The sequence below is a fragment of the Dyella sp. genome (assembly GCF_036568765.1).
In the GTDB taxonomy this organism is placed as follows: domain Bacteria; phylum Pseudomonadota; class Gammaproteobacteria; order Xanthomonadales; family Rhodanobacteraceae; genus GSA-30.
In genome coordinates this window covers 1-26,853 of sequence record NZ_DATCRY010000054.1, presented here as the reverse complement: position 1 = coordinate 26,853, position 26,853 = coordinate 1, and the positions used below count along the sequence as shown (strand labels likewise).

The 26,853-nt window shown below is 59.9% G+C and carries 20 protein-coding genes; 9 read left to right on the top strand and 11 right to left on the bottom strand.

Annotated elements, in window-relative coordinates; translation table 11 throughout:
* The first annotated feature begins 141 nt into the window (after positions 1–141).
* Together VIM98_RS04485 and VIM98_RS04480 are read left to right on the top strand one after the other, a co-directional pair.
* The gene (locus tag VIM98_RS04485; RefSeq protein ID WP_331991896.1) at positions 142–1,479 is read left to right on the top strand and encodes an NAD(P)/FAD-dependent oxidoreductase; all 1,338 of its coding nucleotides are present in this window, start codon (positions 142–144) and stop codon (positions 1,477–1,479) included.
* 6 nt (positions 1,480–1,485) lie between these two features.
* Positions 1,486–3,450 carry a hypothetical protein gene (locus tag VIM98_RS04480; protein WP_331991895.1) on the top strand — a complete coding sequence of 655 codons (1,965 nt, stop codon included), beginning with the start codon at positions 1,486–1,488 and terminating at the stop codon, positions 3,448–3,450.
* Positions 3,451–4,321: 871 nt separating this feature from the next.
* Here VIM98_RS04480 and glmS read toward each other — a convergent pair.
* From glmS to VIM98_RS04455, 5 genes are all read right to left on the bottom strand, one after another.
* On the bottom strand, positions 4,322–6,154 hold the full coding sequence (glmS, locus tag VIM98_RS04475) for a glutamine--fructose-6-phosphate transaminase (isomerizing) (protein ID WP_331991894.1): 1,833 nt from the start codon (positions 6,152–6,154) through the stop codon (positions 4,322–4,324).
* 92 nt (positions 6,155–6,246) lie between these two features.
* Positions 6,247–7,614, bottom strand: coding sequence for a pyridoxal-phosphate dependent enzyme (locus VIM98_RS04470; protein ID WP_331991893.1), 1,368 nt, complete (start codon positions 7,612–7,614; stop codon positions 6,247–6,249).
* Positions 7,615–7,768: 154 nt separating this feature from the next.
* Complete coding sequence (locus VIM98_RS04465; protein WP_331991892.1) at positions 7,769–7,993, bottom strand: YdcH family protein; 225 nt, start codon at positions 7,991–7,993, stop codon at positions 7,769–7,771.
* A 462-nt stretch (positions 7,994–8,455) separates the two neighbouring features.
* Entirely contained in the window at positions 8,456–9,073 is a 618-nt protein-coding gene (locus VIM98_RS04460; protein ID WP_331991891.1) for a hypothetical protein, read from the bottom strand.
* Positions 9,070–9,669 carry a DUF4398 domain-containing protein gene (locus VIM98_RS04455; protein ID WP_331991890.1) on the bottom strand — a complete coding sequence of 200 codons (600 nt, stop codon included), beginning with the start codon at positions 9,667–9,669 and terminating at the stop codon, positions 9,070–9,072. The genes VIM98_RS04460 and VIM98_RS04455 overlap by 4 nt, the downstream gene beginning before the upstream one ends.
* A 284-nt stretch (positions 9,670–9,953) precedes the next feature.
* Between VIM98_RS04455 and VIM98_RS04450 the strand changes: the two genes are divergently transcribed.
* A complete protein-coding gene (locus VIM98_RS04450) occupies positions 9,954–11,069 on the top strand; it encodes a PilT/PilU family type 4a pilus ATPase (RefSeq protein WP_331991889.1) in 1,116 nt (371 codons plus the stop codon).
* A 53-nt stretch (positions 11,070–11,122) separates the two neighbouring features.
* Here the strand turns inward: VIM98_RS04450 and maiA are convergent, their stop codons facing one another.
* Positions 11,123–11,782 carry a maleylacetoacetate isomerase gene (gene maiA, locus VIM98_RS04445; protein ID WP_331991888.1) on the bottom strand — a complete coding sequence of 220 codons (660 nt, stop codon included), beginning with the start codon at positions 11,780–11,782 and terminating at the stop codon, positions 11,123–11,125.
* Between the two features lie 128 nt (positions 11,783–11,910).
* On the opposite strand from maiA, the gene VIM98_RS04440 reads away from it, so the two are divergent.
* Both VIM98_RS04440 and VIM98_RS04435 read left to right on the top strand, forming a co-directional pair.
* Positions 11,911–13,089: a phosphoglycerate kinase gene (locus VIM98_RS04440; protein ID WP_331991887.1), complete on the top strand. Its 1,179-nt coding sequence runs from the start codon at positions 11,911–11,913 to the stop codon at positions 13,087–13,089.
* Positions 13,090–13,095: 6 nt separating this feature from the next.
* Positions 13,096–13,746, top strand: a complete 651-nt coding sequence (locus VIM98_RS04435) for an HAD hydrolase-like protein (RefSeq protein ID WP_331991886.1) — start codon at positions 13,096–13,098, stop codon at positions 13,744–13,746.
* Positions 13,747–13,784: 38 nt separating this feature from the next.
* Here VIM98_RS04435 and tkt read toward each other — a convergent pair whose 3' ends face one another.
* Entirely contained in the window at positions 13,785–15,809 is a 2,025-nt protein-coding gene (gene tkt, locus VIM98_RS04430) for a transketolase (RefSeq protein WP_331991897.1), read from the bottom strand.
* A 236-nt stretch (positions 15,810–16,045) separates the two neighbouring features.
* Here tkt and VIM98_RS04425 point away from each other — a divergent pair, with 236 nt between their 5' ends.
* Together VIM98_RS04425 and VIM98_RS04420 are read left to right on the top strand one after the other, a co-directional pair.
* Positions 16,046–16,786, top strand: a complete 741-nt coding sequence (locus tag VIM98_RS04425) for a porin family protein (RefSeq protein WP_331991885.1) — start codon at positions 16,046–16,048, stop codon at positions 16,784–16,786.
* Positions 16,787–16,990: 204 nt separating this feature from the next.
* Positions 16,991–17,581 (top strand): porin family protein, encoded by a 591-nt coding sequence (locus VIM98_RS04420; protein ID WP_331991884.1) that lies wholly within the window; start codon positions 16,991–16,993, stop codon positions 17,579–17,581.
* Between the two features lie 99 nt (positions 17,582–17,680).
* Here VIM98_RS04420 and VIM98_RS04415 read toward each other — a convergent pair whose 3' ends face one another.
* From VIM98_RS04415 to pyk, 4 genes are all read right to left on the bottom strand, one after another.
* Positions 17,681–18,607 (bottom strand): 2OG-Fe(II) oxygenase, encoded by a 927-nt coding sequence (locus VIM98_RS04415; RefSeq protein ID WP_331991883.1) that lies wholly within the window; start codon positions 18,605–18,607, stop codon positions 17,681–17,683.
* A 148-nt stretch (positions 18,608–18,755) separates the two neighbouring features.
* The gene (locus VIM98_RS04410) at positions 18,756–19,760 is read right to left on the bottom strand and encodes a class I fructose-bisphosphate aldolase (protein WP_331991882.1); all 1,005 of its coding nucleotides are present in this window, start codon (positions 19,758–19,760) and stop codon (positions 18,756–18,758) included.
* Positions 19,761–19,944: 184 nt separating this feature from the next.
* Positions 19,945–20,391: an energy transducer TonB gene (locus VIM98_RS04405; RefSeq protein WP_331991881.1), complete on the bottom strand. Its 447-nt coding sequence runs from the start codon at positions 20,389–20,391 to the stop codon at positions 19,945–19,947.
* 159 nt (positions 20,392–20,550) lie between these two features.
* Positions 20,551–22,023 carry a pyruvate kinase gene (pyk, locus tag VIM98_RS04400; protein ID WP_331991880.1) on the bottom strand — a complete coding sequence of 491 codons (1,473 nt, stop codon included), beginning with the start codon at positions 22,021–22,023 and terminating at the stop codon, positions 20,551–20,553.
* A 383-nt stretch (positions 22,024–22,406) separates the two neighbouring features.
* Between pyk and VIM98_RS04395 the strand changes: the two genes are divergently transcribed.
* Both VIM98_RS04395 and VIM98_RS04390 read left to right on the top strand, forming a co-directional pair.
* Positions 22,407–24,449 carry a S9 family peptidase gene (locus tag VIM98_RS04395; protein ID WP_331991879.1) on the top strand — a complete coding sequence of 681 codons (2,043 nt, stop codon included), beginning with the start codon at positions 22,407–22,409 and terminating at the stop codon, positions 24,447–24,449.
* A gap of 160 nt (positions 24,450–24,609) precedes the next feature.
* On the top strand, positions 24,610–26,622 hold the full coding sequence (locus VIM98_RS04390; RefSeq protein ID WP_331991878.1) for a S9 family peptidase: 2,013 nt from the start codon (positions 24,610–24,612) through the stop codon (positions 26,620–26,622).
* The last annotated feature ends 231 nt before the right edge of the window (positions 26,623–26,853 follow it).

Genomic DNA, 26,853 nt, shown 5'->3' with positions numbered 1-26,853 from the left:
AGCAATGACCATGGCGGTCCTATGTCACCTGGGCGTCTGGCTACCGACAACCATCGCGGGAGGCATAGTCATGATTTTCAATCGCAATTTATTCAAGGCAGCGCGCCGTAAGGCGTCAGCTATGACTTCCGGAGACAGAGTTTGAATCATCAAGCCCCCGCCTACGACACTGCAATCATCGGCGCCGGTTTCACTGGGTTAGTGGCCGCTCTTCGACTGGCGCAGGCTGGCAAGAAAGTCGTTGTCCTCGAATCCGACGCCTCACCGGGTGGCTTAGCCGGCACATTCGAGTTCAATGACGGTGTGCACATAGAGAAGTTCTATCATCACTGGTTCAACAATGATGCCTACGTGCCCAAGCTGGTCGAAGAGCTAGGCTTGAGCGATCTCATCCTTACGCTACCCTCACGCACAGGCATGTATTACAACAAGCGCTTATGGAAGCTTTCAACACCATTGGATGTGCTTCGCTTTAGCCCATTGCCGTTCATTGACCGCCTACGCTTGGGCTGGCTGGTGTTCCAAGTACGTAAAGTGAAGGATTGGAAATCGATCGAGCACCTGACGATTCGCGAATGGCTCGAGCCTCTGTGTGGCAAAAACGTCTTTAAGGTCGTCTGGGAACCCTTAATTCGCTCGAAGTTTTCGATATTTGCCGAAGACATTAACGCAGTGTGGTTTTGGAAAAAATTGGTCTTGCGCGGAAGTACGCGCGATACGAAAGGTAGCGAACAATTAGCCTACTTCCGGGGAGGCTTCGGCCGCCTAGCCGAAGCCTTAGCCGATCGCATTATCGAACTGGGCGGCGAGATTCGCTACCGTACACCGGTGAAAGGCGCACGCGTCGACGGAAGCACCATTCATGCATTGCAGACCGCGCAGGGTGAAGTAGAGGCTCGCAATTTTCTATTTACGCCGTCTTTCGAACTGATCGCGAAAATTCTCAAGAATGCACCAGAAGCGTGGCTCGATTCACTGCGGCGAGTCAACTATCTCGGCAATGTCTGCTTGGTTATGGAGTTGACTCACAGCCTTTCTGAAACCTACTGGCTCAACGTCAACGATCCCGGCTTTCCTTTCGTGGGCGTCATCGAACACACTAATCTGGATGACAGTTCGCACTATGCTGGCCGTCATATTGTTTTCTTGTCCCGCTACTTGGCTGTGTCAGACTCAACTTGGAATATGTCCGACGCCGAGTACCTCGAATATGCGCTACCGCATCTTGAGCGTATGTTCCCGAAATTCACGCGCGAATGGGTCACGGACTATCGCATCTGGCGCGCCGAATACGCACAGCCAGTCACCGAGCGAAATTACTCCTCGTACGTACCAGGAGAAGAAACGCCCTACACAAACGCCCTGATCTCGACCATGGCACAGATCTATCCCGAAGATCGCGGCACTAACTACGCTATTCGGGAAGGTGCCCGCGTAGCAAAGCGACTGATGAACGACGACCTGCGGGCGGAGATCTAGATCTACATGGGCAATCATGACAGCGCATTCATCCGGCTTATATTCAGCAGCAAGGTCTCGATCACCGCAGTCGCATTAGCTGTAACGTGTGCGGTCCTTTTTGTGAAGCTCGTCAAGCACGGATACAGCGGCAGCGTTGACATGGCTCATCACTATGCTCTGATCCATTGGCTGTTTCGACACTGGACCGTACAGCCTGGGGCAGCGGGAATCCTGGGAGAAATGGCGATTTACCCCAGATATAGCCACATCGTTGCTGCGGTTTTAGCTAGATTTAGCGGGTCGCCATTTCTTGCCATGCAGGTGACCGCCTCGGCCGCATTGGTGGCGATCTGGGCATCGCTTGCCTTGCTACCGCGCCAAGTGGCAAAAAGCCTGTCTTGGCCCCTTACCTTATCCTTGATGCTTGTATTGGCACTCAATCATTATGCATTCGGATTGGAGATATTCGGGCATGAGTTGGTAGGCAATTACTTCTATTCGCAGCTGGCGGGCCAAGCCTGCTTCATGTTAACCTTGGTATTCGCAACCCATCTGGAGGTTCGCCGAGGGTTCAGCGGATGGGTGCCTATCGCCACGATTATAATTTGCATTGCCAGTGCAGGCGTTCATCTACTTCCAGCCATTGAAGGTGTCGCCTACGGCCTCCTGTTACTGGTGATCCACGCACTTTCTGAGCGTCGAAGCATGGCTGGCCGAGTGATCGCAACGGCATTTGTTTCGCTACTGGCAGCCATCGCGCTTTACGAGCACCCTGCTTTTGCCGCTATGCGAGGCATTAGCGAAAATAACGGCGGACTTGCTCTTACGCTGCTGGATACACTGCCCCGTCTTTGCATACTAGCCGTTGCCACCGCATTGGTGTCACTCTATTTAGCGATAACATCTATCCCAACGATACGTGGCTATCACGAAGCGAGCGCTGTCGTTGGCCGACACTTTGGAAGCGCTGGTCTAGCTATCGTAGCAGTGTTTCTTCTCCAAGTTGTCGCGCTCAAGCTGGGGTACGGCTCCGAATACGCATGTCGCAAGTATGGCTTTGGCTTAGCCACATTTTTTATGGTGAATCTTGCCATCTTGTTGGCCAACGTATGGATCACTCAGCGATCTGCGAAACACATCGGCGGCACAACTGTGATCGCTGGCTGGGTACAACCTGCCGCATTGCTCATTGCTTTCTGGTACTTCACTTTTGCGGGAAGCACTGTTTTAGTAGACACTAGTTCGTTCCTGACCATGGAGGCTGCCGCCTCCACCGCCAAACAAATAGGCGCAGTGGAGGACACCAAACCCGCCTACGCTAGAGGGCTTTCGGTTGGGCGCATCGGTGACGTTGCCAACTACCTTGTCACCGTTGGCATTTTCGAATCGCCACGCGATCAAAATGCCTACGCGACGTTAGCTAATAACGAATTCCCGAAGCCAGATCGCGTTGGAGCAATTTTTACATCTACAGCGACTTCTAGCATTTGGTCCAACTCGAACTGCATACGCAGACCCATCACCGATGGCTACGCTGTTGCAGATGGTAGTTGTGTGATGAGAAAATTCTCCAATAACTGCCAAGCATCTATCGACTTCTCTAGCGCGGGATACATCCCGACGAATAGTCTTAAAGGCTTCAGTCAAGCAGAGTCGGACGGTCGCTGGACGGATGGCCAGACAGCGAGTTTTTCGTGCATATATGCACTTGGTGCGCGTCCTCGCCAAGCGAATTTATTCTTTATACCGTTCACCCCTCATAACCATGCTCAAACGTTAGATGTGCGAATCAACGACACTCCTGTGGCGCATGTACACGTCAACGAGGCCGGCGTTCTATCCCTGAATATTCCATCGATAGATGATTCATCGAATCAAATTTTGCGTATCGACCTCGCCTTACCCGACGCCATCAGCCCAACCGATGTAGGAATGAAGTCAGATCCACGCAAGTTGGGGCTAAAAGTAACCCGCCTGCAACTAGAGTAGCCGCAAGAGCCCTTTTCCTAACGTACTACGTCGAACATCACCCAGGCACTATGCGGAATACCAAACGTTTAAGTCGGTTGACGGCGTAGGTATCTATATTTTGGCGAGCCGTGATCAGGTGCTATCTAAGCGAGTATCGCTCGCATCAGCGGCTCGCCATCGCGCGCCACCACTCCTACGGATTGAACCAGAACCAAGTCCAACGACTACTCGCTCAACGCCACTGCAATGTAGCCTACCTTTCGCCCTGCGCCCAATCGGGTTGTCCGCTTACATCAAAGCCAGGAAAATGAATGGAGAATACAATTGCAAAGAGCCGCTACGCACCTGCAAGAGTCTGTATTGAGACGTCGCTTGTCGATATTCGCTCTAAGCAATCTGAGCTTACATGGCGTTGACGCTACTTAGCCAAGCCATGGTGGGAATTACACGCAAGGATGATTCATGATTGGCAATGAGACGATAACCGCGCTGATTTTCGTCGACGTTTGCGAGGCTGCCTCAGCCGATCCCCCTGACGCCAAAGCTGTTTCGATTACTCTTGGTCGAACTCAATCAATTCTAGATGCACACCTCTCACAGGCCCATCCTTCAGGATGGCAATGCAATTGCATCAAATCAGCGGCGTCGGAACATAGAATTGGAAGCGGTGGCAATACACGGTTCCGCAACTGCGCGAGCTGTTGCCGCCGACAGCATGGGAGACGGCCCATTGCTGGCCGTTATCGGTACTGCGAACGCGCCCGGCAACCGCTGACATCGGTCAAAGGTGAATTAGAGGCCCCGTGACAACGAGCCTCACAACACCTTCCCGTTGACGTGTAATAGTCGAACGCCTCTTACAAGGTTGTGAAGGCTCGGAATCTATCGCTTACTCAACAGTCACCGATTTCGCCAGGTTACGCGGCTGATCGACGTCGGTGCCGCGCAATACGGCAACGTGATAAGCAAGCAGTTGCAAAGGCACCGTGAATACCGCCGGCGCAATAAACTCTCCGCCACTGTCTAGTCGAATGGTGGTGCCGCGTGCCGGTCGCTCATCGTCCATACCGGCGCGGCTGTCGGCAAATACGAGCAACTCGCCACCACGCGCCTTCACTTCCTGCAGATTGGACTTGAGCTTATCCAACAACGGTCCGCTTGGTGCCACCGCGATGACCGGCATGTCTTCGTCCACCAGAGCTAGCGGGCCATGCTTGAGCTCACCTGCCGGATAGGCCTCGGCGTGGATATAGGAAATTTCCTTGAGCTTGAGCGAGCCTTCCAGTGCTACTGGATAATGCGCACCACGACCGAGGAAGAGCGCATGCTGGCGATGGATCAGGTGTTCTGCCAGGGCAACGATTTCCGGCTCCAGTTTCAACGCGTCTTCGATAGCACGTGGCAGACGCTGCAACTGCGCGCATAGCTCGGCATAGCGCGCGCCATCCAGTCCACGCTGATGCGCCAGCTGCAAAGTAAGCAGAGCAAGCGCCGCAAGCTGCGTCGTGAAAGCCTTGGTCGAGGCCACACCGATTTCCGGGCCGGCGCGCGTCATCAGCTTCAGATCCGCCTCGCGCACTACCGACGACTCCGGCACATTGCAGATGGCCAGCGTACCGAGGTAACCACGGCGGCGCGATTCGCGCATGGCCGCCAGCGTATCGGCGGTTTCTCCAGACTGTGAAATAGCCACGAACAGCGTGTCATCGGCGACGACTGCTTCGCGATAACGGTATTCGCTGGCGACCTCGACATTGACCGGTAGACGCGCATAGTCCTCCAGCCAGTATTTGGCCACCATGCCGGCGTGATAACTGGTGCCGCAAGCAATGATGTGTATCGCCTTGATGCGCGACAGCAGCTCATCGCCGCCCACGCCGAAGATACTCGGCAGGACGCCGTGTGGGCCTAACCGGGCTTCGAGCGTTTCGGCAACCGCCCGTGGCTGCTCGAAGATTTCTTTCTGCATGTAGTGGCGGTATTCGCCACGCTCGACCGCGTCGGCGGAAAGCTCGCTCTCATGCAGATCGCGTTCGACCTTGTCACCGTCGAGGCCGAATATCTGCATGCTGTCACGGGTGATGTCGACGACATCGTCCTCGTCGAGATAAACGATCTTGTTGGTGACCTGGATGAGCGCCTGCGCATCGGAGCCGAGGAAGTTTTCGCCGATGCCCACACCCACCAGCAACGGCGCGCCGCGCCGTGCGCCGACAACGCGGCCAGGCTCGTCGCGACTGACTACGGCAATCGCATAAGCGCCTTCGAGTTCGCGCACGGTGGCAGTGACCGCTTCGCGCAATCCCAGTCCCTGCTTGAGCCGCTTTTCCACGAGCGCGGCCATCACTTCGGTATCGGTCTCGGAAGTGAATTCGTGCCCTTCCTTGCGCAGCTCCTCGCGGAGCTCGGCGTGGTTTTCGATGATGCCGTTGTGTACCAAAGCAACCCGCCCGGCGACATGCGGATGCGCGTTGGCTTCGTTAGGTACGCCATGGGTCGCCCAACGGGTATGCGCAATGCCCGTGCCGCCCGGGAATGGGTCGGCCAGGTATAGCGCCTCCATCTCCTTGACTTTGCCCTTGGCGCGGACGCGACGGATATCGCCGTCTTCCAGTACCGCCAGACCGGCCGAGTCATAACCACGGTATTCCAGCGCCTTCAGGCCGGCGATCAGCAATGGGGCGACATCACGTTGGGCGGCGGCCGCGACGATTCCACACATGGGCAGTAATCCTTGCACTAAGGGCCGCTACTCTGGCTGCGACCCATTTCAATAGACTTTCGCCGTAGCCAGACTAGCGCGGCTCGTGGCGCTTAGTGCACCTTGCGTCGGAGATAGTTCAAAAGGTCGATCCGGGTGATCAGGCCCAGAAACTGCGCTTCGTCGACCACGATCGCCACGTGGCCGCGCTCGAATACCGGCAGCAGGGATTCGATCGGGGAGCGCACGTCGAGCATCTGCAGATTGCTGATCATGGCAGTGGATACCGAGTCGCGGAAGCGCGACTCGTCGGCATGCACATGCATCAGCACATCCGATTCGTCCAGAATGCCAACGAGGCGGCTGCCGTCCATGACCGGCAACTGCGAGACGTCGTAGAGCTTCATGCGGGTATAGGCGGTCATCAACAGCTCGCCCGGGCCCACCACTACGGTGTCGCGCTGGGCGAACGGCCGCAGCAGCAGATCGCGCAGGTCGCCATGCTGCTCGCGTTCGATAAAGCCGTTATCGAGCATCCAGTAGTCGTTGTACATCTTCGACAGATACTTGTTGCCCGTATCGCATACCAGGGTCACGATACGCTTGGGAGCGGTCTGCTCGCGGCAGTAACGCAGCGCGGCGGCAAGCAGGGTGCCTGTGGACGAGCCGCCGAGCACCCCCTCCTTGGCCAGCAGTTCGCGTGCAGCCAGGAAGCTCTCCTTGTCGGGGATCGCATAGGCCTTCTTTACGCGCGTAAAGTCGCTGATCGTCGGCAGGAAATCCTCGCCGATACCCTCGACCATCCAGCTCCCCGATTTAGTCGAAAGCACACCTTCGTTGATGTACTGGGCAAGGATCGAGCCGACTGGGTCGGCCAGCACGAATTCGGTATTCGGCGAGGCCTCGGCAAAGAACTTCGAAAGGCCGCTCAACGTACCTGAAGAGCCACAGCCGACGACGATCGCGTCGACCCTGCCATCCAACTGTTCGAGGATTTCCGGCCCGGTCGTGGCAATGTGAGCGGCCGGGTTGTCCGGGTTGCCGAACTGATTGATGAAATAGGCGCCTGGCGTTTCGCGCGCAATGCGCTCGGCCATATCCTGGTAGTACTCCGGATGGCCCTTGGCCACGTCCGAACGGGTCAGCACCACTTCGGCGCCCATTGCCTTGAGATTGAAGATCTTCTCGCGGCTCATTTTGTCGGGCACCACCAGAATCAACCGGTAACCCTTCTGCTGCGCGACCAGCGCCAAGCCCAGACCGGTATTGCCGGCGGTCCCTTCGACCAGGGTCGCACCGGGCTTGATCTTGCCCGCACGCTCGGCGCCCTCGATCATCGACAAGCCGATGCGGTCCTTGACCGAGCCGCCCGGATTGGCGTTCTCCAGCTTGAGAAACAGCTCACACGGCCCCGTGTCCAGGCGCTGCGCGCGTACCATCGGGGTACGTCCGATCAGTTCGAGGACACTCTGGTGGACCATCTGAAAACTCCTGGGTGCGGCTCAAGCCGTCTGGGCGAAAATCGCCTTCGGCGGGCGTCCATGATAACCCGTAGGAGTTTGCTGCTTCCTAACGTAACGGCCCCGGCGACGCTTGCGCGCTCCGGGGCCGGTGCGGTAATGAGAAACCGCCGCGTCAGTGCGCCAGTTGCTTGGTATCCCACATTTTCTGCAGTCGCTCTTTGGCTTGCAGCTTTTCCCGCTTCATACAGCGGAGCGTAATGTCATCGATGGGAAGCACGCCGATTTCGGCATCGTGCACTTTGCTGTCGAGTTCCTTGTGGTGCAGATAGAGCCGGCGGAACTCCGCATCGGCTTTCATCAAGGCTTCGACATCGTCACGCCGCTGGTTTTCGAACATAGTCCGACCTCCTCGCTAAGAGCCGCAGGCGCGGGACTGGTGCGCCTGCACGGTGATGGACACACGCACGACCCAACACCGCCCATCCGCTCACTGCGGAAGACGACGATGACAAGGTAAGGGTCAGGCGCATGATTCAGGTCAGTGGGCCCGTGGCGCGTAGATGCCCCACGGGAGCTTGACGCTACTCTCGGACCGGCGGTCATGCAAGGGTGCAAAACAACGCTTTTGAACACGGGGACTTAGCTGCAAAAGCCTGCCGAAACAGGCTTTGCCAGCGCATCCGAGGCAACTCGATCAGCGCACTCGTGCCCCTCCCTTCTGGGAGGTCCCGGTAGGGAGCGTGGACGGTTGCGAGACGCTACAGGCTGCAGGCTTAAGGAGCCTGACGGTGAGGCAAGTACCTACCCCTCCCCCCGCCCTCCCCCTTTGTAAACAGGGGAGGGAGTTAGTCAGCTGCGATTAGTCGCCTTTCTTGCTGGCGTCGTCGCCGCTCTGCTGTGCGCGCAAGGCGCGTGCAGCCTTGGCGGCCAGATCGGCCTCCCGCTTGGCAGCGTTGGCTACCCGGCTCTGGGCGGCGGCCAGCTTGCGTGCCTGGTCGGCTTCGGCGCGAGCCTGCTCGGCGGCAGCGGCCGATTCCTCGCCCTGCTGCTGCAGGCGGGCGGCCTCTTCCTGGGCAAGCTGATATTGCAGGCGCTGGCGCTCCAGTTCGCGGCGAGCCTGTTCGGCGTCCAGGCGGCTGCCTTCGAGCTGGATCTGGTCGTGCTCGCGGTCCAGTTCGTTCAGGCGAATCTGCGCCACTTGGAACTGGGCCGCCGCTCGTGCCAGGTCGACCTGCCGTTCGGCGATGTACAGCGCGTGTGGGCGCTCTTTGGATTTAACCTGCGAAAGGCGGCTGACGGCATCGCGGGCACGCGCCTGCTCGGCCTGGGCGTAGTTGCCCAGGTTGGGATCGTTGGCCAGCTGGTTCAGGCTGTTGCTGAGGCGGCTGACATCCAGGTCGTCCTTGGCGGCATGCACGCTTCCCGCGGCGAATGCCAAGGCGAGAATGCTTAAGGTGGTGGCGAGTCGGCGCTTCATGGCTGGCCTCCCTGGTGGTTCGGATCGGGCAGCGTCTGGTCGGGCAAGGTTTGCGTCCCCTGCCCCTGGTCCTGTGGCGCAAGCTGCGAGGCCGGCGGGGCTGGCAGGTCTTCCATCGGCTGAGCCGGCGGCAGGCCGCTGCTGTTCGCCGGCGCCGGAGCGGCGATCGGCGGCTGCGGGTCGTTGTCATGCGCGTGCGCTTGTTCGATCTGCTGGCGCAGACGCTCGTTATCGTCGGTTTTTTGCTGAATCTGCGACCTTGCGGCCGCAAGGCGTGCCTTGGCGCGAGCCAGTTCGGCATCGGCCCGGGCTTCGTCCGCCAGCTGGCCGGCCACGTCGTACTTGCGGCTGGCCATAGCGGCCTGGGCCTGCTGGAACTTGTTCTGAGCGAAGCCCAGGTCCACCGGCGCGTAGTCGGCGGCACCCGCGTCGCGGGCGGCACGCAACTGGGATTGCGCCATATTCATTGCCCCATCCGGCGGCGGCACGCTGGCGCAACCGCCCAATGAGGCCAGACCCACGGCCAGGACCAGGGTCGAAACCGTTGTCCGCAAGCGCCGGGAGCGCCGGTTCAACGGGGAAAAGATGTGCACCATCACTCATTCCTCTCGGAGTGTTGCAGCGTATTGTGGGCAGGCATAATCCAGGTTTGCAACGCGCGCAAAAGGGGAGCGCTTGCAAACCTGGTGGGCGTTGTTCTTCAGTGAAGGACGGCGCGCGGAGCTTGGCAGTGTACATGTACGCGCCTGGCTGTTCCGAGCGTCATCCCGGGGAGGGGACCAAAGTGCCACGCGGGACACGTAGGATTGCCCTAAATAAAACGCACGGCCCGGCCGATGGATAGACCGGAGCCACACAACGGGCCTCATAGGGGATACATGTGGATATCGGTTACTTCCTGAAACTTATGGTGGACAAGGGCGCGTCGGATATGTTCCTGACGACCGGCGCCCCTGTGAACATCAAGGTGGAAGGCAAGCTCTACCCGCTGGGCAATACCGGCCTGCCCAGCGGCATGGTCAAGAAAATCGCCTACTCGCTGATGGACGAGGGCCAGGTGCCGCAGTTCGAGCGCGACCTGGAGCTGAACATGGCACTGGCGGTCAAGGAAGCCGGACGCTTCCGCATCAACGTGTTCAAGCAACGCGGCGAAGTGGGCATGGTGATCCGCGCGATCAAGAGCGAGATCCCCAGCATCGATCAGCTGCAGTTGCCGGGCATCTTCCGCGAACTGATCATGGAGCCCCGCGGGCTGATCCTGGTGGTCGGCGCGACAGGCTCGGGCAAGTCCACCACGCTGGCGGCGATGATCGACCATCGCAACCAGAACTCCTCCGGCCATATCCTGACCATCGAGGATCCGATCGAGTACCTGCATCGCCATAAGCGCTCGATCGTCAATCAGCGCGAAGTCGGCCTGGACACGCACAGCTATCACGAAGCGTTGAAGAACGCGATGCGTGAGGCGCCGGATGTGATCATGATCGGTGAGATTCGCGACACCGATACCATGGAGGCGGCCATCGCCTTCTCCGAAACCGGCCACCTCTGCCTGGCCACCCTGCACTCGAACAACGCGGACCAGACCCTGGAGCGCATCCTCAACTTCTTTCCCGAGTCGGCGCACAAGAACGTGCTGATGAACCTCGCGCTGAACTTGCGTGCGGTGATCAGCCAGCGCCTGGTGATCGGCAAAGACGGGCGCCGCATCCCGGCAACCGAGGTATTGCTAAACACTCCATTGATCCGCGACATGATCCGCCGCGGACAGATCCATGAGGTCAAGGAGGCCATGGATCGCAGCCTGCAGGAAGGCATGCAGACCTTCGACCAGTCGTTGTACCGGCTCTACAAGGAAGGCCGTATCGAATTGGACGAAGCGCTCAACAAGGCCGATTCCCGCGATGGCCTGGCACTGAAGATTCGACTGTCCGAAGGCGGCGGCGTGAATAGCCCGGAACTCGCTGGCAACGACCCCTACGGCCTGGGCTTCTGATTGCCCACTGGGACGAGAGGCCGGGCATCGCCCGGCCCTTCTCGTCCCTTCGCTTATGCGGCGACAGGCGCGTCCGACTGAGCCTCCGGCGCGGCTAGCTTGAAGGCATCGAGCGCGTTGCATGCCTCGCGGATACGCAACAACGTCGGGTAGTCGTCTAACGGCAAGTTCCAACGCTCGGCGTTATAGAGCTGCGGGATCAGCGAGAGATCGGCCAGCCCCGGCGTATCGCCGTGGCAAAACCGGCCTGTCTGGGGATGATGGGCCACCATCGCTTCGAACGCTGCCAGCCCGGTAGCGATCCAATGCTGCGACCAGCCGCGTTTGTCGGCGCTGTCGCCATAATGCGCCTCCAGATATTGCAGCACGCGCAAGTTACCGATCGGGTGAATGTCGCAGGCGACGATCTGGGCGAGCGCGCGCACGCGCGCGCGACCCGCGGGATCGGTGGGTAGCAACGACGGTGCCGGATGCGTCTCTTCCAGGTATTCGACAATCGCCAGCGACTGCGTAAGCGCCTGCTCGCCATCGAGCAGAACGGGTACCAATTCCTGTGGATTGAGCGCGTGATAGTCGGGACGATGCTGCTCGCCACCGTTGTTGACCAAGTGGACGGGACGACTGGCGTACTCAAGCCCCTTGAGATTGAGCGCGATACGCACACGATACGCGGCGCTGGAGCGCCAGTAGCCGTAGAGGGTGAATCGGGACATGCGGCGGACTCGTTTCAGGAAGGCCCCAGAATACCCCCGCGCGGTTTGCATCGGGGCCGAGGCGGCACAACAATAGACATTTCGCGCCGCTCGCCGGCCGTCCGAACCTTCCAAAAAGGGAAAGCATCGTGTCTATCACCCGTATGAGCGACCTGGATCTGCGCGGCAAGCGCGTGTTGATCCGCGAAGACCTGAACGTGCCGATCGAAAACGGCCGCATCACGTCCACCCAGCGGCTGGATGCCTCGCTCCCCACCATCAAGGCTGCCCGTGACGCTGGCGCCAAGGTCATGGTGATGTCCCACCTGGGTCGCCCGAAAGAAGGCGTGTTCGATGAGGAATCCTCCCTGGCGCCGGTGGCCAAATGGCTTGGCGACAAGCTGGGAAGCCCCGTACGCCTGGTGCGCGACTACCTCGACGGCGTCGAGGTCGCAGACGGCGAAGTAGCGATTCTGGAAAACTGCCGCATGAATGTCGGCGAAGGCAAAGATGACGAAGCGCTTTCCAAGCGTTATGCGGCGCTATGCGACATCTTCGTCATGGACGCGTTCGGCACAGCGCATCGTGCTCAGGCTTCCACGCACGGCGTCATCAAGTTCGCCCCGATCGCGTGCGCCGGCCCTTTGCTGTCGGCCGAACTCGATGCCCTGGGCAAGGCACTGGAGAATCCGGCCCGTCCGCTGCTGGCGATCGTGGCTGGCTCCAAAGTCTCCACCAAGCTTCAACTGCTCGAAAACCTGATCGGCAAGGTCGACCAGTTGATCGTCGGCGGCGGCATCGCCAACACCTTTATCGCTGCGAATGGTTACGGCGTGGGCAATTCGCTGTACGAAGCCGATCTGATCGACGCCGCCAAGAAAGTCACCAAGGCAGCCAAGGCTCGCAACGCCGATGTGCCGCTGCCGGTGGATGTCGTGGTGGCTCCGGAGTTTTCCGCGCATGCACCGGCCTCGGTCAAGCCGGTCGATCAGGTCAAGGATGGCGAGATGATTCTGGATATCGGCCCGGAGACGGCCAAGCAATATGCCGAGTTGATTGCCAAAGCGGGCACCGTGGTTTGGAACGGCCCAGTCGGCGTGTTCGAATTCGATGCCTTCGGCCACGGCACCGAAACGCTGGCACGCGCAATCGCCGCCTCCAAAGCGTTCTCGATCGCCGGCGGCGGCGATACGCTGGCCGCGGTCGACAAGTACGGTATCGAACAAGACGTATCGTATATCTCGACGGGTGGCGGCGCCTTCCTGGAATTTCTCGAAGGCAAGGAGCTCCCCGCGGTCGCCGCGCTCAAGGCACGCGCCGCGAAGTAACGACCGATGCTTTGCCTATTCGATCTCGACGGTACGCTCATCGATTCGGAAGAAGGCATTGTTGCCTGCGTCCGGCACGCCCTGATCCAGATGGGCGTGCCCGTACCGGATCATGCCCAGTTGCGAGGCTGGATCGGCCCGCCCTTGCGGCACAACTTCGCGCCCCTGCTCGGGCATGACCAGGCACGGGTGGAAGCGGCAGTGGAGCACTACCACGATCGCTTCCAGAGCCACGGCCATCGCGAGTACGCGATCTATCCGGGCATCGAGGCACTGATTCGCCAACTTCACGCCGAAGGACATACGCTAGCGATCGTCACCAGCAAGGTGGCAAGCAACGCCGAACCGGTGGTTGCCGCCCTGCCCTTCGGCGACCTGTTTACTCGTATGTACACGCCCGATGCGCGCAGCGCACTCAGCGAAAAAGCGGCGATGATTGCGGCGGCCCTGCACGATTTCGGCATTGAGCCATCGCAGGCGGTCATGATCGGCGATCGTAAGTTCGATATCGAAGGCGCTGTCGCTAACAACGTGCGCGGTATCGGCGTGCTTTGGGGCTTCGGCGATCGCGCCGAACTCGAACATGCCGGCGCTACGGATATCGTGGCCGATACACGGCAGTTAGTGGAATTGCTTACGCAAGACCAGACCGCCTGAGAGCGGGGCGGCCCTGGGACCGCCCCATCTCGATCTGCTTAGCCGATAACGCGCTTCACCGCATCGACGACCTTCGGCACGGTAAAGCCGAAGTACTCGAACAGCTTGCCCGCCGGCGCCGAAGCACCGAAAGTCGTCATGCCAACGACCGCACCGTCGAGACCGACATACTTGAACCAGTAGTCGACGCTGGCCGCCTCTACCGCCACGCGTGCACGGCACCAGCCCGGCAGCACGCTTTCGCGATATTCCAGCGGCTGCGCATCGAACACTTCCGTGCACGGCATCGAAACGACACGCACCGGCACACCCTGCTGCGCTAATGTCTGTGCCGCATCCACGGCCAACTGCACTTCCGAACCCGTAGCAATGAGGATCGCCTTGAACTTGGTGTCCTGGGGATCGGAAAGCACGTAGGCGCCGCGCGCGATATCGGCCACCTGCTGTTCGGTACGCTGTTGGTGTTTCAAGGTCTGACGGGAGAAAACCAGGCACGCAGGGTTGCCCTTGCGCTCGATCGCCGCCTTCCAGGCCACTGCCGATTCGACGGCATCGCAAGGGCGCCACAACTGGTTGTTCGGAATCAGGCGCAGCGAGGCCAGGTGCTCGATCGGCTGATGGGTCGGACCATCTTCGCCCAGGCCGATCGAATCGTGGGTGTAGACGTGGATGTTATGTGCCGGAATCAGCGCGCTCATACGCACGCCGTTGCGCGCGTAGTCGGAGAACACCAGGAAGGTGGCGTCGTACGGAATGAAGCCGCCATGCAATGCCAGGCCGTTGGCGATCGCGGTCATGCCGAACTCGCGAACGCCATAGTGGATGTAGTTGCCCTTGCCATCGCTGGAATTACCGACCGCCGCTTCCAGGCTGCCCTTCCATTTGGTCAAGTTGGAGCCGGCGAGATCCGCCGAACCGCCGATCAGTTCGGGGAGCAACGGACCGAATGCATCCAGCGCCATCTGCGAGGCTTTGCGCGAGGCAACATCCGGGCCCTCGGCCTGCATCTTGGCGATATACGCCTGCGACTTCTCTGCCCAGTCCTTAGGCAGGTCGCCTGCCATGCGGCGCTTGAATTCTTCTGCCAGCTGCGGATGCGCAGCAGCATACTTCTCGAACGTGGCATTCCATGCTTGCTCCGCTGCCTGACCTTCCTGCTTGTGATCCCACGCGGCATAGATATCAGCGGGAATCTCGAACGGCGGATACTTCCAGCCGAGGTATTCGCGTGCGGCAGCGACTTCGTCCTTGCCCAAGGCAGCGCCGTGGCTTTCTTCCTTGCCTTGCTTGTGCGGTGCACCGAAACCTATCGTGGTCTTGCAGCAAATCAGGGTCGGCTTGGCGTGTTGTGCCGTGGCTTTGGCGAGCGCCTGCTTGACGGCTTCAGCGTCCTGGCCATCGACATCGCGAATCACGTGCCAACCGTAGGCCTCAAAGCGCTCGGGCGTATTGTCGGTAAACCAGCCCGGTACTTCGCCATCGATGGAAATATTGTTGTCGTCATAGATCGCAACGAGCTTGCCCAGCTCCCAAGTACCCGCCAGCGACGCCGCTTCGTGCGAGACACCTTCCATCATGCAACCGTCGCCCATGAAGACGTAGGTGCGGTGATCGACGATGGTGTGGCCGGGACGATTGAAGTGGTTGGCCAACACCTTCTCGGCCAGCGCAAAACCCACGGCATTAGCAAAGCCCTGGCCCAGCGGACCGGTCGTGGTTTCCACTCCTGGCGTTTCGCTGGCCTCCGGATGGCCGGCCGTCTTGGAATGCAGCTGACGGAATTGTTTGAGCTGTTCGATCGGCAGATCGAAGCCGGTCAGGTGTAGCAGCGCGTACTGCAACATCGAACCATGGCCGTTGGAGAGCACGAAACGATCACGATTGGCCCAATGGGGATTGCCGGGGTTGTAGTGCAGGAAATCCTTCCATAGGACTTCGGCGATATCGGCCATGCCCATCGGCATGCCGGGATGACCGGAGTTGGCCGCCTCCACAGCATCCATGGCCAGGGCACGGATGGCATTGGCGAGTTCGCGACGTGAGGGCATCTTGAGGTTCTCCAGGGGCAGGCGCGAAAAAACGCTATTGTCGCCGATCGCGCGTGAAGCTGTCGCTGTCCGCCGTGATCCTGGTCCGGCAAATTAACACGGCCTTAATTTTATTTTACGGACTTTGAAACCCTTCAGGTCGGGGCTCCTCTAATAGAAGAGCACTGCAAACCCCTGCAGCTGCTGCGGTCTGCACGCCCTCCCCTGTTTATAGGCGTCAGGCCGGACTAAATAAAAAGTAGGAGTGCCCCATGAACAAGAAGCTTTTTGCGGCAGCCATCGTGGCCGCCAGCCTTGCTGCCCTTCCCGCCTTTGCGCAAGACACCACGCCGGCTTCCACGTACACCGGCAATGCACAAGATAACTTTCAGCCCGGCCAACCGGTCGGTTCGGGCAATTGGTTCATCGACGCCAATGTCGGCCGCACCGGCGGCGGCAACGGCGGTTTCGGCCAGAACCTCGGTACGTATAACTTCAACAAGGGCGAGCGCGATCGCCGTACCGGCTACGGCCTGACCGGCGGCTACCGCTGGAAGGTGGGTCAGGACTTCGGTCTCGGCGTCGAAGCAGGCTATACCGACCTGGGCAATTTCCGGGTCAAGAACATCTTCAACTCGCAGCCCGTCAATCAGTCGAGTACCACGAATGCCCTGCGCGGCTGGCTGGTCGGCGTGAACGGCCGCATGAACCTGGTCCAAGGCTGGTATCTCAGCGCGCGCGGCGGTTACTTCCACGCCAACAACTACAACCACGTGTTCACTTCCGATGAGGTGGCGCAGGGCCTGACCACCGGCGGCAAGGCCGGTCGCGGTAGCTGGTACGCCGGCCTGGGTACGGGTTGGGATATCGATCAGCATTGGGGTGTAGGCGTCGCATACGACTACTTCCATGCCAACGCAGGCAAGATCCGCGACACCAATACGGGCGCAATCACGTCCGATCTCAAGCGCTCGACCGGTATCGTCTCGCTCAATGGCGAATACCGCTTCTAAGCGCCTTTGCGCGGGCAAGTCACGCTTGTCCGCGTCTTTCTTAATGGATTCTTAATACTGAACTCAGAAGTATTGAATCTCATCCAAGCGGACTTATCTAACGGAACAGCGCTACCACGTCCCCAAGTGCAAGCGCGCGGGGCGGCTGGCTTTCCCCTCTCTCGTGCCAGCCGCTCCGCCACCTTAGATAACAGGAGAATCTCCATGAAAAAGATGCTACTCGCCCTTGCCATCGCCACTGCCGGGCTGGCTGCTGTTCCCGCTTTCGCTCAGAGTGCCAAGTCCGACAACGGCGGCTGGTTCATCAACGGCAATGTCGGTCGGACCTCGATCGATAAGGGTCCGTACAACGATAGCGACACCGGTTACGCCATCAACGGCGGTTACCGCTGGGCGGTGAATCCGTCGGTCGCCTGGGGCGTCGAGGCCGGTTACAACGATCTGGGCAATATCCACGCAAAGAACATCTTCAACAGCCGCCCGGTGGTCGACAGCACCAAGTCGCAGCTGCACGGCTGGACGGCTGGCGTGAATGGCCATTTCAATCTGACGCCTAACTGGTACCTGAGCGCGCGTGGCGGCATCTATGGCTGGCGCGGTCACGGCCTGAGCAACGACGATCTGCCGACCCGTCGCAACCTCAACGACACCAGCTGGTATGCCGGTGCCGGTGTGGGTTACGACTTCACCAACAACATGAGCGTCGGTATCAACTACGACTACTTCGATGCGAAGAAGCACAATGTGGATCTGAGCACCGACATGGTCTCCGTCAGCGCCGAATACCGGTTCTGAGGTCCGTACGTGGGCAGGCTTCGCTCCGGCCCATGTTGTCGCCAGCCTCTTGCGAGGCAATAAGAAAAACAAAAAGGGCGCCTACAGGGCGCCCTTTTTTTATCGACGAAAGCGTATGTACGCGCGTTTCGCCAAGTAAAGGAGATTGCCGGTAAGACCGGTGTCCTGGGCTTTACGCAGGGACGTATTTTCCCTGTAGAGCATGCGAATGTGCGCATCGCGCACCTCCAGCAACTGCTTCAATTCGGCTACGTCACCACGCGTCAGGCTGTGACCTTCCGCAAACTGCTCGGGCAACTGGCGATTGACGTAATAGGTGGTGTGACGTGGGGCCGTCTCCGCCGCGGGGCGGTCCTTAGTATAAAAGTACAACGCCACCGAGCGTCGGGTCTTGTCCGCATGCGGCTCCGGCAGCCGGATAGGATCGAACCCGTGCCATGAATGCTCGGTAGTTTCAAAGATGACGCAACGATTGAAGAGCGGCGCGATCGATCGCGATGGGCGCACATCGACGTGCGGATCGCGAAACAACTCCAGGCAACCTCCCCACGACGCATCCCATTCGTGGTTGAGGTAGACGATCAGGTTGAGCCGCCGATGCCAGCGTTCACTCGGGTGATAATTGAAGTCGACGTGTGAATCCAGTGCGGCATGGTTCTTGTTCTCGTGCGTGCCGCCACCGAGATACCAAGGATCGTAAATCAGGTCATCGATGCCCGTTATCTTGCCGATGGCCTGGAGAAACTCCGGGCTTTTGATTGCATCGTCCAGGCGTTCGTAAGCCGGACCCAGCTGGCGCACTTTATCCAGGGTCGACTTGGCACCGAGCTGCCCATCGTCGCCGACCGCGTTACCGCGCTCGAACGAGGGGAACGCGCCCAACAATTGCTGGGCGAAATCTTCATCGAAGAAATTCTCGATGACTACATGACGAAACGGTTGCGCGTCGACAAACACCTGTCGATGTTCATCGACGGCGTCGAGCGTGGCCTGGCTGACGATGGACAGGCCTGGTGTGGACTCCATTGCGAAAACACTCCCCGGAACAAAGGCATATTTTAAAGGCGCACCGTCAACCGTAAGAAGGACGGCGACGCCCTTCTTACTTCGATCGTTATGGATTCATTGACGGCCAAGGCGCCACTCGGGGCGCCGAAGATCACGCGCACGGCTTTCAGCCGTTCCATTGGCCCAGCGCGGCCAGGCCATTTTCCTTCGCGCGCGCGTGCACCACCTTCTGCGCTTCCGCCAGGTTCGCCTTCAGGTCCTTCGACCACAGCTTCAATGCAGCCTGCTGCATGGCGCGACCGTAAGAGAACGACAACGGCCACGGATGCGGGCCCATGCGATTCATCGCATTCAGGTGCGCGGTGGACTGTTCGTCCGTCTGGCCACCGGAGAGGAACACGATGCCTGGCAAGGTCGCCGGAACGGTGGTCTTGAGCACGCGAACAGTAGCTTCGGCCACTTCTTCGACTTCGGCCTGCTCGTCGCAGTCCTTGCCCGGAATAACCATGCTGACCTTCAGGATGGTGCCTTCCAGCAACACGTTCTGCTCGTAAAGCGCATTGAACAGGCTACGCAGCACGGCTTCGTGCACTTCGTAGCTGACTTCGATGGTGTGCTCGCCGTCCATGATCACTTCCGGCTCAACCATCGGTACCAGACCGGCCTCCTGGCACAGTGCGGCATAGCGTGCCAGAGCGTGGCAGTTGGCCTCGATGGCGGTGGAGCTGGGGTTTTCTTCGCTGATATTGATCACGGCGCGCCACTTGGCGAACTGGGCACCCAGCTTGGCGTACTCGGCCAAGCGCTCACGCAGGCCGTCGAGGCCTTCGGTAACCACGTCGCCCGGGAAGCCAGCCAGCGGCACCGGCCCCTTGTCGACCTTGATGCCCGGGATGATGCCGTTCTTCTTCATGACCTGGGTAAACGGCACGCCGTCCTTGGTGGACTGGCGGATGGTTTCGTCGTACAGGATGGCGCCGGAGATGTGCTCGTTCAGACCCGGCGTGGTGAGCAGGAGCTCGCGGTAAGCACGGCGATTCTCCTCGGTGTTCTCGATGCCGACGGCCTCGAAGCGCTTCTTGATGGTGTTGGTCGACTCATCGATGGCGATGATGCCCTTGCCGGGCGCAACCATGGCCAAGGCAATGCTTTCGAGATCTTCGATGCTCATGACGACTCCGTAGAACATGCGTGGCCGGTCAGACCGCGCGACATGACGAAAATGCCGGCACGGAGGCCGGCAAGGCTATAAGGCGCAGGATTATAGCCCATCGGCCCGGCCGGTCTCGGCCGGACCTTGGAACGCCCGGGACCTGGGCTCCGGCATACCTTCAGGCCGCCGGGAAGCCCCAGGCTCAACTGGCGGCGTAGCCCGGCAGTCTGCAAGCGTCCGTAATCTGCTTGGCCTGGGCCGGATCGGTGGGCAGGTTGAACGAGATCACGTAGTAGGTATCCACCGGGATGGCATGCTGGTTACTCAGCGACGGGCCATACCGGAAGCGCTTGACGATGCCCTCGCCGACGGTGCCCAGATCGCTCTGCGGCACCACCTTGGCAACTTCCACATTCAGCGGCACTCCGTCCGAACCGACGGTGTACTTGATTGCCGCGCAAACCGGCTTGTCGAGGTTATGTCCAGAGTTGGGTATATCGGCGTCGACTTTGGTATTGAGCAGGATCCAGTGGTTGACCAGCCCTTCCGGAGCGACTCTGGGAGCATCCTGTGCCTGCACCGGCAAGGCACCAGCCAAGAGCGCACCAAGCAAAAGGCTGCCGATGATCGAACGGCGGGTCGTACTCATGGGACAGCCTCCTGCGCGATGGGTGGGGTGGTGTGAGTGTACGGCAGCGGGCACCATCCCATCCAACATCGAAGCAGCCAACATCGAAGCGGCAAACATCGCAGCCGCCGCTGTCCAAGCCACCGACACCGGAGCCGGCGGCTTCAGGACAGATAAAGATCAGAGATCGCGCAGGCTTTCCACCATGCCCTCGGCACCGACCGAAAGCAGCTTGACGGTATTCGTTCCGCCGCCCCGGCCGACATGATCGCCGTGAGTCACGACGACGCGATCTCCCTCGGCCAGTTTGCCCTGTGCAAACAACTCCTGAACCGCTTTGCGAGCGGACGCTGCCATGGTCTGCCCGCCATGGGTGAATTCGACTGGCTGTACATCGCGCAGCATCAGCATGCGACGACGCGCATCGGCAAATGGCGACAGCGCATAGATCGGTACGGCGCTGCGGTAACGCGACAGCCATTGCGCCGTCGCCCCCGACTCGGTCAGGGCCACAATTGCCCGGCAACCGACCTCGCTCGCCAGCACCATCGCAGCCAGTGCGATGGCCTGGTCGGTACGATCGATGCGATGACCGGCGGTTGCCAGGTCCTCCTTGGGCTCGAACTGCCGCTCGGCACCCAGGCAGATACGACGCAGGGCAGCCACCGCCTTGTCCGGGTGCGCACCGGCCGCCGATTCTTCCGAGAGCATGACCGCATCGGTGCCGTCGATCACGGCATTGGCGACGTCCAGCACTTCGGCGCGAGTCGGAATCGGCGAGCGCACCATCGACTGCAACATCTGCGTGGCGGTGATCACCGCCCGGTTGCGCTGTACGGTTTCGCGGATGATCTTCTTCTGCAGACCCGGCAGTTCGGCATCGCCGATCTCCACGCCCAGGTCGCCACGCGCCACCATCACGACATCGGAGGCGTCGATGATCTCCCCCAACACGGGAATGGCATCGGCACGCTCGATCTTCGCCACGAGCGCGGCGTTGCCGCCGGCTTCGCGCAGCAGCCGCCGTGCCTGGTCCATGTCCGCCGCCGAGCGTACGAACGAGACGGCGAGGAAGTCGGCACCGATTTCCGCAGCCAGTTTGATGTCGGCCTTGTCCTTATCGGACAGCGCATCCACCGACAGGCCGCCACCTTGTCGGTTCAAGCCCTTTCGATCGGACAGCTTGCCGCCGATCAGCACGCGGCAGCGGATCTCGCTGCCGACCACTTCCTCGACGGTCATGGCGACCAGGCCATCGTCGAGCAGCAGCACATCCCCCGGAGCCACGTCTTTGGGCAGGTCGTAATAGCTCACGCCCACGCGCGTCTCGTCGCCGGGCGGCGTGCCCGGGCGGCAATCCAGTACGAACGTGTTCCCCTCGACCAGTTGTACCGGCCCGTTGGCGAAACGTTCGACGCGAATCTTGGGTCCCTGCAGGTCGGCAAGGATACCGACCTCGCGGCCAACCATCGCGGCGGCGTCGCGCACGGCATTGGCACGCGCACGATGATCGTCCGGCTGGCCATGCGACAGGTTCAATCGAACGACATCGACGCCCTCGGTGATGATTTTTTGCAGCATGCCCGGCGCATCGGTGGCCGGCCCCAGGGTGGCGACAATCTTGGTACGTCGCATGAAAGTTTCGGTAGTCATCCAGGCAAGGTAGCAGAACTTTATGGCCGTCCAAACATCCGTGAAGCATTTTCGTTGCGTTACATCCGGCGCGAAAAAGTGGCCTTTTTGGCGATCTCTGCAGCAGACCTCGCGTACCACTGAAACGGCGACGAACTGGTCTGCATCACTACGCCTTGTCCAGCGAGACTTGGGTGAAAGTGGTCGAGGCAACGCCGCGCATACCACGCATGCCGATCGCATCGGCGCCACAGCAAGTGGCATGGTCCGAAGAAACCATAAGGGTCCATCGGCGCCCGTCATTGCACCGCAGCATAACGACGGACTCGGCAGCCAAGCACAGCCGCAGCCGACCTCGCTAGCATGAGTCACTCCGCAAGGGCTGCGAATGGGAACGCTACTCGATGTCATGGAACAGGATTATCGCGACGCTGCTGGCAGCCAGCCTGGCTTCTACCGCATACGCGGCAAGCGGCACACCCGCATCGCCTTCTACTTCCGGTATCCCACAGCTCGAGGACTTCGTTCGTCCGGATGAGTTTTCACAGGTCAAGATTTCGCCCGATGGCAATTACCTATCCGCCATCACGCCCATGCCTGGCGATCCGTACGAAAACGTCTTGGCCATCATCGACATTCATAACAACAAGCTGGTTTATAGCTTCCCGTCAGGCCACCGCGACCGGATTGACGACTACGTCTGGGTCAGCGACCGACGCCTCGTCGCCAGCCTGAGTACGCGCATAGGGTTTCTCGACACCCCCGTTCCGACAGGCGAACTTATCGCCACCGACATCGATGGCAAGCACGGCATGTATCTGTTCGGATGGCGCGGCAGCTCGCGTAACGGCATCCGTATCGATCGGCGTGGCGGGGAGCAGCGCAATGCGGCGGCGACGATTGTCGACACGACCTTGCTCGACGGGCATGAGCTACTGATTGCCGCCCGCGATTACACCACCAGTCGCAAAGGCGCCATTCCGTCCATCGAACGCCTGGACGTCGACACCGGACGCACCCGGCGTGTGGATACGGCTCCCGTGGCAGACGCCTATTTCGTCGCCGATAACAACGGCCAGGTTCGCACCGCACTGGGCACGGGCGACTACCTGGGCTTGCGCCTGTGGGGCCGTGGCCCCGAGGGCGGCGATAAGGAATGGTGGCTGCTCAACGATTCTGCAAAATCGCACATCAATATCCAGCCCATCGGCTTCAACCGTGACAATACTCGCGTCTACGTACGCGTAAGCCATCCGCAGGGCCCTGCTTCCATCGAACTGATGGATCCGACCAATGGCCAACGTAAATTGATTTACCAAGGTCAATTCGCCGATCCGGGAGAGTTGCTGCCAACTGCCGACGGCAAGGATTACTACGCCGTTGTCACACGCGATGGCCTGCCCCGGCTGTACTACATCGACCCAGGCTGTCCCGAGGCCGTCATGACCAGAGCGCTGGCGGCAAAATTCCCAGGGCAGCTGGTGGCTATGACAAGCTTCACCCGCGATGGCAAAGTCGCCATTCTCAATATCAGCAGCGATCGAAATCCGGGCGATTACTTCCTGTTCGATTTCGACACGCGCAACGCCCGTTACTTGCTCAGCCGCCGTCGCTGGATCGAGCCGCAACGCATGCGCCCTATGCAGCCGATCGCCATGCAGGCCCGCGACGGTCTGACGCTACACGGCTTCCTTACCGAGCCACTCGGGCAGCGTCCCTACCCGCTGGTGGTCCTGCCGCACGGCGGCCCCCACGGGATAGCCGACGCTTGGGGCTACGACAGCGAAACGCAGATGCTGGCCGCACATGGCTATGCCGTACTTCGAGTCAACTATCGAGGTTCGGGCGGGTACGGGCAGGCTTTTGAACAAAAGGGATATCGGCAATGGGGGATGGCGATGCAGGACGACCTGACCGACGCCACACGCTGGGCTATCGAGAATGGCTACGCCGATTCCAAGCGCATCTGCATCTACGGCAAAAGTTACGGAGGCTATGCCGCTATCGAAGGCGCGGTACGCGAACCGGGACTCTACCGTTGCGCTATCGGATATGCCGGTATTTACGACCTGCGCATCCAACTGGACAAGAGCGACACGCAACGTAGCGATACTGGCACTGCCTATCTCAATAGCGTGCTGGGTAAGGATCGCGACGACCTGCTCAAGCGCTCTCCGCTCAACGGGGTGGACCGCCTGCAGGCCCCTCTGTTGTTGATCCATGGCGGCGCCGACGAACGTGTGCCGTTCGCCAACTTCAACGAGTTCACGCGTGCGCTGGATAAGGCGGGCAAGAAGTACGAAGCCTTGACCGAACCGGACGAGGGACACGGCTTCTATCTGGAAAGCCATCGGCTGGCGGCATACCGGAAGCTGCTCGATTTCCTCGATCGCTTTATCGGCGGTCCGCAAGACGGCGACACGGCTACCGACAGCGCCTCGCCTTAGCCCGCCACGCTACGCACCAGACGCAACCATTTGCGAATCGCTATGCCTGTCGTAATAAAGCTCGTTCGCGCATAACATGCGCCAAGAGCCGCCGGGGAGGGCTCAGGCAACGGCGCAAAGATACTACCGCCGCAAAGCGATACAACACAGGGGAGAAGGGATGAAAGCAGCTCACAAAGCGTGGGTATATGCGGCTTTGCTCGCATGCGCGTTCAACGTTGCGGCCGCCGGAGACAGCCCTCCGAAAGCCACGACGGCCGGCACGACGCCATCGATCACCGATCTGGTAGGTCCAGCCGAAGTCGACGATGTGCAATATTCGCCGGGCGGAAAATACATCGCGGCCGTCATAGCGATACCGGACACGCCGCACGAGAATGCATTCGCGATTTTCGACGGTCGGACCGGTGTCGGCATCCGACTTATCCACTCGGGCAAAAAAGCGCTGATAGCTCGCTACTTCTGGGCAAACGACGACAGGCTCGTCGCTTCCCTTGCGGTTCAACACGATGCCTTGGACACGCCCGCGTCGACGGGAGAAATATTCGCTATCAACCCGGATGGCTCGCATCAGGAAGAGCTGTTCGGCATGCGAAAAAAGAATGGCGAGGAAACCTATGCGTTCGCACGCATCATCGATCCAAAGCCGCTGCCTTCTGGCCAGATCCTGATCGCCACCAATCACTTTTCCAGCTCGGCCGACGGCACGTACACAGAAATCCAGCGCATCGACACGGATTACGGCCGCGCTCACTATGACGGCCAGGCACCCGCACGAAACGCCACGCTGTTCGATGACAATGACGGGCAGGTACGCGTCGCCGTGGCATCCAGCGACGGTATTCACACCTCGATGTGGACGCGCCCGGATAACAAAGCAGACTGGAAGCTGGTCAACGATCCGCTCAAAAGCGGCATCGCTATCGAGCCGATCGGCTTCAATCGCGACAACACAAAGCTCTATGTGCAGGTTTCGCAGGACAAGAAACCCGATGCGATCGAACTGCTGGATATGGGAAGCCTGGCGCGGACCACCGTCTATCAACCTTCGTTTGCCAGCCCACTGCATTTGCTGCGCACAGCCGACGGCAAGGACTACTATGCAATCGTCACAGCGGACGGCAAGACGGGGCTACATTTTCTCGACGAAAACAGCAACGAGGCACGCCTGACCAAGGCTCTGCAGGCTAATTTTCCGGGAGAAGTAGCCTACTTCTCCAGCTTTACCCGCGATGGCGAGCATGCCATCGTCCATGTCGCCAGCGATCGCGATCCAGGCGATTATTTCCTGTTCGACCTCAAGACCATGCAAGCGCATCATCTGATTCGCGCACGTTCGCATATCGACCCGGAAAAAATGCGCCCGATGGAACCGGTCGCCTTGAAGGCCCGCGATGGTCTGATGCTGCACGGATTCCTCACCCTGCCCGAGGGCAAAAAGCCGTATCCACTAGTCGTACTTCCCCATGGTGGCCCGCATGGCATCTTCGACACCTGGGGCTTCGATGGCGAGGTGCAATTGCTGGCAACGCATGGCTATGCCGTGTTGCAAGTCAATTATCGTGGCTCGGGCGGCTACGGCAGCTGGTTTCAGACGCTGGGTTATCGCCAATGGGGCCTGAGCATGCAAGACGACCTCACCGACGCTACACACTGGGCTATCGAGCAGGGTTATACGTCATCTCAGCGCATCTGTATTTATGGCGGTAGCTATGGCGGCTATGCCGCACTGGAGGGCGTCGTACGCGAGCCCGATCTGTATAAATGCGCCATCGGCTATGCAGGCGTCTACGATCTGCGCGTGCAGGTCGATCATAGCGACACATCCAAATCCACGGCTGGCGATGCCTACCTCGATCTGGCACTGGGTACCGATCGTAACGATCTATTGGCGCGTTCGCCATTGAGCGGCGTAGCGAAGATCAAAGCCAACTTGCTGCTCATCCACGGTGGCGAAGACCCGCGTGTACCGATCCAGAATTTCCGGGAACTGACCAAGGCTCTGGACAAAAATGGCACGCATTACGAGCAATTGGTGATGCCCAATGAAGGGCATGGTTTCTTCGTACCGGACCATAAGCGAGAAGCGTACGAGAAGATGCTCGATTTCCTGGGACGCAATATTGGCGATGGCGCCAGCACTACAGCCACAGCACCTGCTGCGCCGCTGTAACCTGCGTCCCGTCGAAACAACGCCGGCCCGCGATAACGCTGGCCGGCGTGATGGCTTAACGGCTAAGCGCCGTATTGAGCACTTCGGCCAGGCGACGACCCGCTTCACGCAGACGCTCTTCCGCCAATGGCAGCTGCGCCTGGACGTATGCGTCGTCGATCTTGTGCCCATTCGGATAGAAACCCGGCTTGCCTGTCGCAAGGCACGACTCTTCTGCCCACTGTGCCGCCG